This is a genomic window from Polymorphobacter megasporae (assembly GCF_018982885.2).
GTDB classification, from domain to species: domain Bacteria; phylum Pseudomonadota; class Alphaproteobacteria; order Sphingomonadales; family Sphingomonadaceae; genus Polymorphobacter_B; species Polymorphobacter_B megasporae.
In genome coordinates this window covers 530,788-543,873 of sequence record NZ_CP081849.1, presented here as the reverse complement: position 1 = coordinate 543,873, position 13,086 = coordinate 530,788, and the positions used below count along the sequence as shown (strand labels likewise).

Below are 13,086 nucleotides of genomic sequence, written 5' to 3'. Positions count from 1 at the left end.
TGGTAGTCCTTGAAGCGCCCGCCGATGCACCAGACGAACCTTCGGGAGTCGTAAGTGGAATGTTGGTCTCTAGACAGTCAGCTCGCCGTAGCCGGCCTATTAATCTACTGTCGAGTATGTAGAACATTGGTTATTAGCATCGCGCTGGCACCCAGCACCGGGTTCGACGGAGACACAATAACGGTTAGTGATCGGGCACTTACCCCGCCTCGGCGTATGATACGCGGCAAAGCTACCCGATCGGTGCTTTTAACTCGAAGCTCATAACGTCCTCTGCTCCGACGCCTGCGCAAGCTACCGAAACAAGACCCGCCACGATCGCACAGCAAGCCAGCGCCGGAACCTATAGCGTGCGATTTTTCTTAAATTCCGGCTGTGATGCTCTGTCAAATATGGCGGCCGGCGATACGATCTTGCCGTAGATGCCGATCGCGATCGTTGTATTCAGCCACGATATGAACCCGGAAGCGAGCGCTGTCCCAATTCCGGCAATAAACCATGGTGCGCCTATGCGCGCCGCGCCATCAACGATCCGCGAAGACGAAACTATTCCGGCCAACGCGCCCGAATTTATCAAGATTAAAGTAGCAAAAATCCATTTGGCCAAGTCAGCCTGATAGCCGATCAGAGCTCGCATTTGCTCAGCATAAACTTCAGTCACCTTAATCCGATAATCTTTGTAATCCTGATCATCTAAAACCCGCATGTAGCATAATTGCCCGAAGCGATCAGTCGATCAAGTCCCTAACCTGTGGTAAAGTGACAAAACGCTGGTCGAGAGCAATCGACCCCACGTCACAAGCGGCTTGCATTTTATGTGCTGAACGGCTCGTTGGGAACTCGCTCAAAGGACCTGTGAGCCGATGTAAGCTGTGTGCTGGCGATGCGGCTGACGTGCGTAATCATGGGGATGTCGATAAATCGTCGTGAGAGTGTTGTGGCTGTGATAGACGGAAGTTTGTCGCGACAGCAGGTGCCGGATCGAATTGACGGGACTGGCCGGGTGCTGCTTAGCAGCTTGAGGGCGACCGATCGTCAAAAAGCGGAGCTTTAGGTTAGGCCTCGACCCTCGTATCGTGGTCGCTGAGGAGCAGAGACTTCGGTCAGCGACACCGTCGTCGAGCCGGCCCGGATAAGCGCCGATCAGCTTAGCGCGAGCTTCTGCCGGCCGCGCTCGCGCATCAGTTGGACTTGCTCGACGATAACGCCGGGGTCGTAGGGACGAACCAGTCGCGGCCCGGCGTCATAACACTCGGCGGCCATTTCAGGCGCGACATCGAGTGTGCCGGCTGGCGCGATTGCTATCGTCGGATTGTTGTCACGAACCCAGTGGCATAGAGCAAAGCCGTTTTGCGAACCGACCGTCGGCAATGCACACAGCACGGTCGAGACGATATGATTCGTACACGCCCTCATCGCTACATTCTCTTCTACAGGCTGATTGCGGTCGGTCCGCTCTCTAGCAAGTTGTACCAAGAGCTGCTGATCGCTTGGCCACCCCTCAGTCGCCGCTGCCGCGGCTCCAATTCCTCTTGGACGCCCTAGGGGCCGAAAGGCGACAGTCCGGTTCCGGCGGTCGGACGCGAGAACGCTGCCGGACGCTCGACCACTGGCCCAGTCGACCGGGCGGCCCCCGACCAACCACCAGCGATATATCTCAACCTTGATCAAGTCGCGCCAGGCTCGCCTTGAACTGCGGCTCGTCACGTATTGGGTCGAGCAGCGGGTCCAGACGGACATCAAGTAATCCTGGACTCCGCGACCGAACCGCCCTGTCAAACCAGTGAAGCGCCTCGGCCTTCCTGCCCCATTGCGCATAAATCTCTGCGTAGTTGGAAGCGGCGTCGTTTCCCAACGCTGCGCGCACCTTCGCCAGGTCGGCCTCTGCCGCTGCCTGGTGCCCAAGCGCCTGATCGGCCAACGCGAGGAGCTGGTTTTCTTGCCAGTCACTGCCTGAAGCACACATCGTCCGTGCGGCCTGCGCTTGGCCTGACATCAAAAGGACCAGAGCCTGCAGGACGCGATGGCGCAGCGGCAAGGCACCAGCTACCGCACGTTCGCGGTCCAAGGCCTCCAACGCCTCGTGGTAGCGGTGACCCTCATAGAGAATCTGCCCCATCTGCCCCCAGAAATTGGGATCAAGCGGGTCGAGATCAGCCGCTCTGCGAGCCGCTGCCACAGCCTCGTCGACATGGCCGAGCGCTAAAGCCGCGGATGCATAGTTGCTTTCAATGCTGGCGTTACCAGGGGCTAGGGCTATGGCCTTCGCTTGCTCATCGAAGGCGCCCAGCTTGTCGAGCATGAGATGGCCCAGGACTGCTCCGCGCGCGGAATGCGCCGCCCCCGACATCGGCGCCAGCGCGACCGCACGGTCCGCCGCTGTCCGAGCGGTTTGAATCAAATGCTGCTCCGCCAGCGTGCTGTTCGCACCCAGCGCTTGTACCGCAACCAAAGTGATAGCTCTCTTAGCATAGGCTAGCGCAAAGCCTGGATCGATCGCTAGCGCACGATCGAATTCGGCCAGAGCCGCCTTATAGTCGCGCAAGATGTGCGCGTTGCGCCGATAATTCATGCCGCGCAAATATGCGTCGTAAGCCGCCGAGTTGCTCGTTCCGCCGAGAGCCAGCTTAATTTGATCGGCTTCAGACGTGGGAAGCTGCATCGACCGCACTACCGCTAATGCGATGTCGGACTGGACGGTCATGATCTCCTTCTGGTCGCGGTCATAAGTCCTGGACCAAATGTTGAACCCGGTCAGGGCGTTCGTCAGTTGCGCGGTGACCGCTACCCGGTTGCCGATGCGGTGCACGCTCCCGGCCAGGACGACACCGACGTTGAGGGCATGGGCGATCTGATCAATGGTGGCGTGGCCCCCACGGAATGAGAAGGCCGAGACGCGCGCTGCAACACGCAGCCGCTGGACTTGCGTCAGTGAGTCAATAAGCTGCTCGGAAAGGCCGTCCGAAAGATAGGATTGGGCCGGTTCACCGCTTAAGTTATCGAACCCGAGCACAGCCACAGAATATGCCGGGGGAGAAAAAACTCGATCGGCTAGTGGGCGACCGGTTGGTATCGGTGGGCGAGCTATCCAGATCGCGAGGCTAAGCCCAACCACTACCAGCGCCAGAAGCGCGGCGCCGAGCGATAGATAATCGCGCCGCCAGACACGTCGCGTCGATCTTTCTGGATCCACTAGCCCGCGTCCGGACCTCGGGCCGGCGGTCACCGCCTCGACGAACCGGAATCCTTTGCCGGGAATTGTAACGATGCTGCGATCGGAGCCGCCGCCGGCCCTTAGAGACCGTTTGAGAATGGCTTGAAGGGGTGGCGCGGTTGTGATTCAAGCTTGGGATGTGGACCCGAGCGAGCCGTGGCCGGATGGCTGGATTTGAGCAGCGAGCGAAGCGCTACCCGACCGATCTGACGGACGAGGAGTGGCGGTTTATCAAGCCGTTTCTGCCACCCGCGCCAAAACGAGGGCGTAAGCCGACGACGGATCTTCGCGCGGTGCTTGACGCCTTGCGTTATCTTGCTCGGACGGGTGGCGGCTGGCGGATGCTGCCGAACGACTTTCCGCCATGGCAGACGGTCTATTGGTGGTTTCGGCGGCTTGTGCGGCGGCTGTTGTTTCGCACGCTCCACGACGTCACGCTGATGCTGGACCGGGCACGCGAGGGTCGTGAGCAAAGCCCGAGTGCAGCAGTGATCGACAGTCAGTCGATCAAGGCTCCGGCAGCGCAAAGCCGTGGGTTCGACGCCGGCAAGAAGGTCCTCGGCCGCAAGCGTCACATTGCCGTGGACACCGACGGGCGGCTATTGATGATCAACCTGACGACGGCGGACATCTCCGACAGCGCCGGCGCGCAGGCGATCGTTGCCGCGATCCGCAAGCGGTGGCCCTGGCTCAAGCACCTGTTCGCCGATGGCGCCTATGACCGCACCAAGTTGATGGACGCGGCCATCTACCAGGACTTCGTCCTCGAGATCATCCGCCGCACCGACAAGGAGCCCGGCTTCAAAGTGCTGCCGCGGCGATGGGTGGTCGAGCGCACCTTTGGCTGGATGACACGATGGAAGCGCCTCGTCCGCGATTACGAACAGCGGATCGATGTCTCCGAAGCCATGATCCACGTCGCCCTCGGCAGCCTGATGCTAAGACGGATCGTCCACCCGTGAGCATTCTCAAACGGACTCTTAGAATTTTGCGCAATTCAAAAATGGCTTGGCTGACATTATTGTCATCAACGATCCGGCCGGCCCACACCGCCTCGAGCAAGTCGGTCCGGCCTACAACGCGCTCGCAGTTCGCGACAAGATAATGAAGGACATCAAAGAGCCGCTCACTGACTTTGACAGTCTCGCCGTCGCAACAAAGCGAACGGCGACCGGGGTCTAGCGTGAAGCGCCCCCACCGATAGAAGCTGTCGTCCATAATCGAAACATCCATGGAGGATCACTCCGGAAAGAACGGCACGTCTGAATAGCGGCAAATTTGGATGAGCAACACCATAAACGAGCACTGTTCGATCGCAAAGATCGTGCCCCTCCAGTGAAAAGCAAACGCGCCTGAATTCGCAGATTGAATGCGCTCTATACCGCAAGTAGTTGTATATGTGACAATTAATGACTTTTGAGAAGGATTGATTTGCCTACCTCGCCGACCCGCGGTCGATCCTCTGTGCCGACCAAGGGGTTCGCTATGACAGCTGAAGATTTAGGGTGCATCGGCATCCGCTCCGATCGCAACTGTGGCACCTCGCCGGAGTCAGGCGAGGCGGTATTAACGGGGGGCCTGATGGATGAACCTGTCGTTCCACGCCACCACGTCTGGTTGGCGATGCAGCTGGCATCGGCTGCGGCTATGCTACTGCTGATAATATTGCAGCTGAGTTTCGGCCCCGGCACCTCGCAGATCTGCGCAAGGCTGGAAAACGTCGCGTGCGGGCCATGACTTCAAGCAACGTCAGACGCCTATACCCAAGGTTCGGATTATAGCTTTATTACGATTTGCCGTTCAGACCATCACAGAGTTTTACAGGTTGATGATTATGCGAATTGATCAATTATTGTTTCTGTTCTTTATTTCAGGGGCAATTGGATCGCCCGGACAAGCGGCCCCGCCACCGGCGGTTGCTACCACGCTCCTAATTATTGATTCATCTGCGGAGCCTATTTATCTCAAAAGTAGTGCACTTAACACAACTTTATACTACAGTCTCAATGGCGCATCCGCGACAGCGGTAACAAGCACTTCTTCGGCGAGACTCGAAAGCAGCGCTTCTTCTGTAGCAAAGCTAGAGGATGGTATTAGTTCTGAAGCGGAAAATGGTTTAGCTTATTACTACGACGTTGTTGGCGCAACATCGACTGTACCAGTCGACATCTTGTACGCTATTGGTGCGTCACGTGTGCTTCCCGCTCCGGGGACAGGTGACTCTCCGGCTAGCACAGCTTTGATCAGCTTTTTTCAAAATACATTTTATGGAATGATAGATAACGGCGATTTTCGCGTAGGTGCTGGTGGCGGTACCCAAATCCCAGCAGCCAGTCGATCGATGGAATCTTTCATACCGCCTTCATAGCTGGTGAGTCGTCTGGCGAGATCATCTTGGCGACAACAGCCGCTTCTTTTGGGTATCCCCACTTCACGTCTTCGTCTATCGCATTTGCCGATCCCTATATCTATATCGACCCGGCCTATCAGGCATTACATCCAAATGTGAAGTTGGAGATCAGTGACGGTGTCGGTAACCGTGCTTCCGTCGGCGCAGTTCCGGAGCCTTCTATGTGGCTTCTTCTTCTCGCCGGTTTTGGCGGCGTTGGGCTAACGCTCCGGCGTAAGCGTGGTCGAGAGCTTTTTAATTGGCGGGCTAGCAAGCTCTAGAGATTACTCGGCTCGGATTTATTCGTCAGGAGCGCGGCATGACCGACGGAGTGTATTACCGTTATCAAACGGCAGTGAACAATGGCTGGGGGCCGAGCGAGGTGCTCGACGTCGGGGCTGACCTTAACATCGTCCAGCAGGTCGCTCTCGCGGCCAATGCCGACGGGCGGCTTGAACTGTTTGTAATTGCGGGCGATTTCCAAGTCTATCACTGGTCGCAGACATCGGCGTCAGCGACGTCGGGGTGGTCTGCTCGTAAGGCGCTCAATATCACCGCACGCCAACTTGCGGTCGCGCGCAATAGCGATGGCCGCCTCGAATTCTTCTACGTCGGTATGGACAATCGCATTTATCATAATTGGCCGGATAATGCTGGATCGGATAACTGGCCGGGCGCCTGGCTGACCGGAGCGTCGGCAAAGGAGGTTGCGCTCGCGGCCAATGCCGATGGCCGACTCGAGCTGTTCTATATCGGCCTTGACGTCAATATTTATCACAATTGGGAACGCGCCCCAAGCAACGGTCCGTGGGATGGGGCGGCGTTTCGCGGCAAAGCCCGGCGGCTGACCCTGCTGGCCAACGCCGACGGCCGGCTTGAACTGATTTACGTCGGGATGGACCGCGGTCTCTACCACAACTGGCAGACGTCGCCCAACGGAAGTGACTGGGGCGGTGGCGGGTCGGGCGCAACTGCGGCCGGGCTCGGCGGCTTCGGCAAGGACGTGACAGCGATACGAAATGCCGATGGCCGGCTCGAGATCTTCTATATCGGCACAAACGACGGAATCTATCACAATTGGCAGGTCAGCGCCGGCGGCGGCTGGAACGGCGAGTCGAACTTTGGCGGCCAAGCGCAGCAGCTTTCTCTATGCATGGACCAGGACGGACGGCTCGAACTCTTTTACATCGGCATGGACGGTAATGCCTATGGCAACTGGCAAACGGCAGTCAACGGGCCGTGGACCGGCGTCGCGGCAGGGTTCGTCGCGAGTGCGGTCGCCGCGACGCGGAGCACCGATGGTCGGCTGGTTGTCGCCTTCCAGGGCGGTCCCACGGCGGTGACAGGGATCGCGCCGACCACCGGCACCCTGGGCAGCTCGACGAACTACCTGCTCCACAACCACGGCCGGCCGATCCAGTCGCCACAGGTGACGTTATCAGTGTCTAGCGCGCTTGCGTACAGCGCCAACGGCTTGCCGCAGATCGGCGCATCGCAGGTGTTCGGCTATTCGCTCCAGTTCAACGCCTATGCCCTGAACGGACAGGCGGCAGTGTGGCAACAGTATATAATCGACTACGACGGCACCAACCTCAACTGCTGGATCAATAGCTGGAACATCGCCTCGCCGCCGACGACCGTAGGCGGCGGACTGAGCTTTTTCGTCAACAAGACGACGAAGTTGTGCGCCGTGCCGGGCGGGGTCGCAGCCGGCTGGAACCTTACAATCCAGCTCGCCACCGATACCGACGAGCGCGTCACCGGCGCGACCTTTATTGCCACCGACCCGACCGGCGCGCAGAAGGGCAAGGTAACATGGGATCTCGCCCGCGACCTCGGTGTCGCCGCCGGCAACATCTGCCCGATCGCGGCCTATGAGGTCGACCTAGTCGGACCCGGCAACAGCGAAAGCGTGACCCTGACCGGCGGCGCGGGAACGCTCCATTATTCAGCGCGAACGGCGACTATGGCGCAGTTCGCCAAGCCCCCCGGCCTCGCCTGGAACGGGGGTACAGCTGAGTCGAGCATCAATGGCACCTATGGCACGCTGCCCGCCGCGGCAGCGTTCGACCTGTTTCAATCAATCGCCACGAGCACGACAGCCAAAGTTACACCCCGTCTTCGACCAATGGTGGGCCATCGCGTCGATCGTTAGCTTAACGAACTGGGAGAGGCTGGAGCTATCGATAAGACTTGGCTTATGCTCTTGGCCCGAAAGGGGCCGATAGTCGCGAATCCGCTTTGGGCAGTCATAAGGGAGATAGCTGCCGTCGCAGACCGCGATGCCGTGCCGCATTCAATCTCCCGCAGTCGTTCCCCGGCACATGGAAGCTGAACGCTTCCGCGGGTCTTAATGTGGCGTCACACAGCTATGGCGCTACTTTAAGGTTTCAACCGTGGTGGTCTGATCCTGAACCGCAGCGTCGGAAGCGTGCTTCGTCAATCGAGCTGGCAGCGTTCCTTGTGCCTTCGCCCCGCTCCAAGGATCCATTCCAACGCAGTCGCCACTGTGGTCGCCGCACTGGCGCACCTCTCCGGTGTCGCTGTAGAGGACGACGATCACGTCTTCATCATTCTCGATCCTTGCATCAGCGGCGTCCGACTTGGCTCGAGCATGTTCATCTTCGCCCACAGCCATCGCGGAGCGAATACACCTATGCCCGTAAATCGACCCGAATTCCTCAAGGCACCGGACGAGGGCTCCTTCTTACCGTAGCCGGCCAGTAAGGCCGCAGTGACCGCGACAACCAGCATGCGCGTTGCGCTTTTCACCGTCGGACGTCCTCAACCGGATGCTTATTCAATTAGCTATGCCAAAAGCACGCTGGCGGCAAACCGCACCGGCGCGGCTCTCTTGTGCCTTAACCAGCAATAAGGGGGCCCGAAAGCCGCCTCACCTCTTCTCGGATTTCATCTGGGATAAGCTGACGTCGGACGCTCTGCCCAGATCCGGCGTCGCGACGCTTGGAAGCTTATCGCCCCGAGCCGACGTCGCAATGCAGGTAAATGCCGGTTCATGCCTGCTTATGCAGGAGGACGGACGCACGGAAATCATTCATTAATCATGACGATATCGCGCAACGTCGCGCTTGGTCGCTTTGAAGGATGGAGGGGTGTCAGCATGCTAAAGTCAATCTCGCTTGGATTATGTTGTTTAGCCGCGACGGTCGCCGCGCCGGCGCTGGCTGCTAACACATTCACTATCAACTACTATACGATTGCAGGAACCTATGGCGGCGGCAGCGGCGACCCCGATTTCAACACGATCGGCTGCTGCACGCCGACCTACTATGACGAAGTCAAGCCGACGTTGGGCGCACTCGGCCTGCCGGTCTATAACGCGGCCTCAGCGGCTCCGTTTATCCACGACACCACGCCAGACGGCCAGATCACGTGGTGGAGCCCGGGTCTGAATAGCCATGTTACCTATACCGGCACCGCGACCGTCACGAGCCCGTTCGCGAACTATAATTTCTATCCAAACAACGGAACCGGAACTGACGATTCCCATGGATTTCAGGGCGCAACGATTTCGGGTCAGTTTAACCTGACTGCGCCCGAATCGGTCACTTTCAGCTTCGGCGCTGACGACGACGCCTTCCTTGCGCTCGACCGCAATGTCATCGCTCAAGAGGGTGGGATCCACGGCGTTTCAGCGGCTCCTGTGACGACATCGGTCCTCGCTGCCGGCGTGCATAACTTCACACTGTTCTACGTCGATCGCAACGTTACCGGCGCGGGGCTCTATTTCAACGTCGACACAAGCAACATCGTCGTCACGCCGCCGGTCGGTGGCGTACCTGAGCCAGCCACATGGGCCATGATGGTCGCGGGCTTCGGTTTCGTGGGCCTAAGCGTACGCCGCCGTCGCCCGACTACCGTCGCGGCTTAAATGACCATCCTCAATCATGTTGTATGGGACGGCCTTACTTGGCCGTCCCGCCTCGCCTGGCACCAGGCTATGCCGATACAAGTAGACCGCGGGGCGCTCGGCCGTTTTGCAGAACGCGGCGATTGGTATTCTAGGCCATCGATCCAGTTGGCGTGACGCCGGCCTTCAGATGATCCGCGCGGGCGGCATACTGCTGGGCAGACTCTCTGTGCGTCTTTGCCACTTGCTTTTTTTACGCCTGAAGAGCGCGGCCACGGTGCTCGTCCGCCCGACGCCGAAGCAAGCGTTCATCGATCATGTACGCCTCCCGTTGATCCGCGCCGCACCGCGGCCGCATTGAAAAGCATCAATCGTTGCGGAGGCGATCTATGCGGCAGCGTAATGATTTGGCGCGGCGGTCGCCTTGCGCCCGCTTCCCGATCGTCCTTCAAATGTCGCAAACGCTTACTGCCGTATGGCGCTTATTGGAAAGCGAACGGGTGTGCAGTCCTTGCGACGGCACCGAACAAACCTGTCGGAACAGTCCATCCTAAAGCGATGCCGATGATCCTGCACTTGGCTGAATTGCAGCCGTAACGCAGCGCCGACTTTGCTACAATCTGCGCGATATCACGACTCTTCCTTTGTACGCTACTCGACTTTAGTTGCAGCCCGTCATCACCGCTCCCCCCCGGATGGCACAGGGCGCAGCCGCCGAGCACCGCTTCCGGAAGAGTACAGTCCAGCGCCCCGTCGTCCGCTTACCCCGCAAGCCCAGCACGCATGAGGTTCATTGCGGGCGTGTCGAACAAAACGGTCGCATCCTGACCCAAGCGGAGTTGCCGGACCGCAATCTACTCTTTCTCAATCCTGGAGGCAGCGACGACGCCAATGGGGCACCAGGGCCGAACGCGGTCCGACGGCTTTGCGCGAGCAGCTGCGAAAGCGGACTTTCATGAAGCTCACTCCGTAAGACTGCGAGACCCGAAAACGACATTTGGCGCTCCCACTCAACCGCCGTTCTCACGTTCATTTGCGTGATTTAAGTGTGATGCAGCCTGATGTCGGGAGTCGGCCTGAGGCGCCACAATGATTTGTTCATCCTCCGTGCGCGAAAGCCTTTTGCGCTGCCATCCTGCAATCATACGAAAGCGACCTGTCGCAGAAATCGGGCCAATGCCCGCTCTCGAGCCAAATCGCGACCAGCTTTACGCGCACGGCAAGGTCCATGAAGCGGGGATCTGCGCGGAACGCCGCCATCGTCGGGATAAAGAGCTGATCGGTGTCGACCTCCGTGTGGCTGTCTAGGCTCGTTCGCGCGATAAGCTCGTAGCCTGCGGCGACCTGTTGGAGAACGCCAAGCTTCACGACCGATCCAAGCCCGCCGTGCTGCGGGTCGGATGCGCTGGCAACGATTGACCGAACCGCATCGTCGAGCCGGGCGGGCGCCGGATCGATGCGGGCAGCGATAAACTGGTTCCAGTTCGCCGCGCTGTCCATCTCGAGGCCAAGTGAGAGTTCGTCGGCAAGCAGGGCGCGGGCGCGGCGGGGGTCGCCGACCAGAGCGGCGGCGATGAACTCACTGCGCAGGATGAAGCGGTTCAGCGGAAATCGCTGCCCGGCCTGTTGCGCGACCGCCGCCGATGCGTAAAGTTGCCCATCGTCGGCAAGTAGTTCAACCAGCCACGCGAGCTCACGCGGATTGAACGGATCGAACTGGACGGCCGAACGAGCATAGTCGACGGCCTCGTGCAGGCGACCAACGAGAGCGAGGTTCCCGGCAATCGTACTGTTCACGACCGAATTGGTCGGATCGACGGCATGGCCTGCCGCTAGAATTTGCATGCGACGGTGCCAGTTCACGAGCCCCGGCAGGATCTCGGCGCGGGCATAATACGCTTCGGGCTCGTTGCGGTTGAGCGCCAGCGCCCTTGTTGCGTAGAGGCCCGCCTGTTCCCGAAGCTTCGCTGCCATGGCGTCGTCGCTCTCGTCGGCGACCGACGCGGTTGCTGCGGCCAGCATCGCCCAGCCGTGCGCGAAATCAGGTTTTCGCGTGACCGCCTGCTTGAGCAACTTGACCGATACCTCCCAGTCTCCATGTTTTTGCTCGCAGGCACCAAGGAACAGACGCATCGTCTCAAGGTCGAGGGCACCGGGATCGTGGCGGCCCAAAGCACATAAGGTCACATCGGCGACTGCCGCGGCCATTTGTTCGCGGAGTGCGTCGACGTCGCCGATCGGCCGCGAAAAGCTGTTCGACCATAGGATCGCATCATGGTCGCCGACGAGCTTGATGTTGGCGTGGAGGACGCCATTGCTGCTCTGGGCGTTTCCAAAAACCGCGAAGCGGGTCCGTGTAGCGCTCTGCTGGTCACCGGCGTCGACCACGGTCAAAGTCGCGTCGTTCCCGACGATCATGCGGGCGAGGTCGGTCGACAGCCCCTCCTTCAATGTCTGTGCGGTGCCGTCGCCGGGCGCGACACGAAGCGGCTCAACGAGGAGCATGCGCTGCTCCGCTCCGCTCGACGGCCAGACCCAGAGGCCGACGGCAGCGGCGATCACGCCGGCGACGGTCACGGCCACCGTCGCCCGCCGCAGATACGGTCGCCGCGCCGCCGGCGCAGTGAATTTACGCGCCGCTTCGACGCCGGTGACGTCGTCGACGCTGTGGCGGGACGACGGGGCCGCCGGCTTGTCGGGAGGACGCGCCGGCGGTGCCGACATCAGATCCCGGTGCATCGCGACAGTTTCTTCCGACGGTGCCATGCCGATGTCGTCGCGCAGCGCCATTTCGAGCCGCGCGAAGGTCTGACGGGTCCCGTCACGGTCGCCGGAACGATGGTGCGCCGTCATTGCCAGTCGCGCTCCGGCCTCGTCGATCGGGTCGATCGCAAGAAGGCAGTTGCCCAGATGGAGCGCCACCGCCGCGTCGCTGCCGGCGAGTGCGCGCTCACCCATCGCCAGGAGGATCCGACGCCGTTCGTCACGCCGACGGACGCGCTCGACGACGAGCCAGTCGTCGAATGCCGCATCGACGCCGTCGAGATCGATCAAAAGGTCGCGCGGCTGATCGCCGACGATCGCCACCAGCGCAGATGCCTCCCCGGTTGTTCCGAGCAGCCGCATTCGGTCGAGATCGGTCATGACGCTGCCAGCGACGAGCCAGATCCGCGTCCGGTCGAACGCCGCCATCGGTGGACACTCGCCCGAAACAAATGCCCGCATCTCGTACAGGGTCTGTCGCAGGCTGGCGCGCGCCTGCTCGTCGCCCCGGTCACTCCACAAAAGGGCGGCGATCCACTCGCGCGGGACCGGCTCGCCCGTTAATATTAGATAGGCGAGCAACGCCCGCGCCTTGCGTGCGCCTGGCGTAACCGGTTCGCCGTTCGCAGCGACGATCGTGAAAGTCCCGAACAGCCGTATATCGTACGACGGCACCTCACAGACCGAGCCCGCGCCACTATCCTGGTCCACCATGCTCCTCTCGGCCGCGGCTAGTTGGATGGCTTATCACATCTAGATTGGTCCGACTGCGATCGTCGGCGCAAACGCCTTCGCGGGCATCTTTCCCGCGTAACTAAGCTGTGCCGCGGCCGCCATCTCATCTTTTTT

11 protein-coding genes and 1 pseudogene are annotated in these 13,086 nt (G+C 60.2%); 6 read left to right on the top strand and 6 right to left on the bottom strand.

Annotated features, from left to right (window positions below; translation table 11 throughout):
* Positions 1–343: 343 nt before the first annotated feature.
* The 3 genes from KTC28_RS20775 to KTC28_RS20765 form a co-directional block, all read right to left on the bottom strand.
* A complete protein-coding gene (locus KTC28_RS20775) occupies positions 344–706 on the bottom strand; it encodes a hypothetical protein (RefSeq protein WP_216711565.1) in 363 nt (120 codons plus the stop codon).
* A 437-nt stretch (positions 707–1,143) separates the two neighbouring features.
* On the bottom strand, positions 1,144–1,416 hold the full coding sequence (locus tag KTC28_RS20770) for a hypothetical protein (protein ID WP_223132316.1): 273 nt from the start codon (positions 1,414–1,416) through the stop codon (positions 1,144–1,146).
* Positions 1,417–1,657: 241 nt separating this feature from the next.
* Complete coding sequence (locus tag KTC28_RS20765; protein WP_219773770.1) at positions 1,658–3,019, bottom strand: tetratricopeptide repeat protein; 1,362 nt, start codon at positions 3,017–3,019, stop codon at positions 1,658–1,660.
* A 332-nt stretch (positions 3,020–3,351) separates the two neighbouring features.
* On the opposite strand from KTC28_RS20765, the gene KTC28_RS20760 reads away from it, so the two are divergent.
* Positions 3,352–4,176: an IS5 family transposase gene (locus KTC28_RS20760; RefSeq protein WP_223132315.1), complete on the top strand. Its 825-nt coding sequence runs from the start codon at positions 3,352–3,354 to the stop codon at positions 4,174–4,176.
* A 76-nt stretch (positions 4,177–4,252) separates the two neighbouring features.
* Here KTC28_RS20760 and KTC28_RS23375 read toward each other — a convergent pair.
* Positions 4,253–4,432, bottom strand: a pseudogene (locus tag KTC28_RS23375) (winged helix-turn-helix domain-containing protein); the annotation flags it as partial.
* Between the two features lie 267 nt (positions 4,433–4,699).
* Here KTC28_RS23375 and KTC28_RS20750 point away from each other — a divergent pair.
* The 4 genes from KTC28_RS20750 (at position 4,700) to KTC28_RS20735 (ending at position 7,758) form a co-directional block, all read left to right on the top strand.
* Positions 4,700–4,951 carry a hypothetical protein gene (locus tag KTC28_RS20750; protein WP_216711569.1) on the top strand — a complete coding sequence of 84 codons (252 nt, stop codon included), beginning with the start codon at positions 4,700–4,702 and terminating at the stop codon, positions 4,949–4,951.
* A gap of 91 nt (positions 4,952–5,042) precedes the next feature.
* Positions 5,043–5,582, top strand: a complete 540-nt coding sequence (locus KTC28_RS20745; RefSeq protein WP_216711570.1) for a hypothetical protein — start codon at positions 5,043–5,045, stop codon at positions 5,580–5,582.
* Positions 5,583–5,785: 203 nt separating this feature from the next.
* A complete protein-coding gene (locus KTC28_RS23040; protein WP_255602644.1) occupies positions 5,786–5,884 on the top strand; it encodes a hypothetical protein in 99 nt (32 codons plus the stop codon).
* Between the two features lie 38 nt (positions 5,885–5,922).
* Positions 5,923–7,758 carry a PLL family lectin gene (locus KTC28_RS20735; protein ID WP_216711571.1) on the top strand — a complete coding sequence of 612 codons (1,836 nt, stop codon included), beginning with the start codon at positions 5,923–5,925 and terminating at the stop codon, positions 7,756–7,758.
* Positions 7,759–7,980: 222 nt separating this feature from the next.
* Here KTC28_RS20735 and KTC28_RS20730 read toward each other — a convergent pair whose 3' ends face one another.
* Entirely contained in the window at positions 7,981–8,241 is a 261-nt protein-coding gene (locus KTC28_RS20730; RefSeq protein WP_216711572.1) for a hypothetical protein, read from the bottom strand.
* A 426-nt stretch (positions 8,242–8,667) separates the two neighbouring features.
* Here KTC28_RS20730 and KTC28_RS20725 point away from each other — a divergent pair, with 426 nt between their 5' ends.
* Positions 8,668–9,495: a PEPxxWA-CTERM sorting domain-containing protein gene (locus tag KTC28_RS20725; RefSeq protein ID WP_223132314.1), complete on the top strand. Its 828-nt coding sequence runs from the start codon at positions 8,668–8,670 to the stop codon at positions 9,493–9,495.
* A 1,077-nt stretch (positions 9,496–10,572) separates the two neighbouring features.
* On the opposite strand, the gene KTC28_RS20720 is transcribed toward KTC28_RS20725, so the two are convergent.
* The gene (locus KTC28_RS20720; protein WP_216711573.1) at positions 10,573–12,951 is read right to left on the bottom strand and encodes an AfsR/SARP family transcriptional regulator; all 2,379 of its coding nucleotides are present in this window, start codon (positions 12,949–12,951) and stop codon (positions 10,573–10,575) included.
* Between the last annotated feature and the right edge of the window lie 135 nt (positions 12,952–13,086).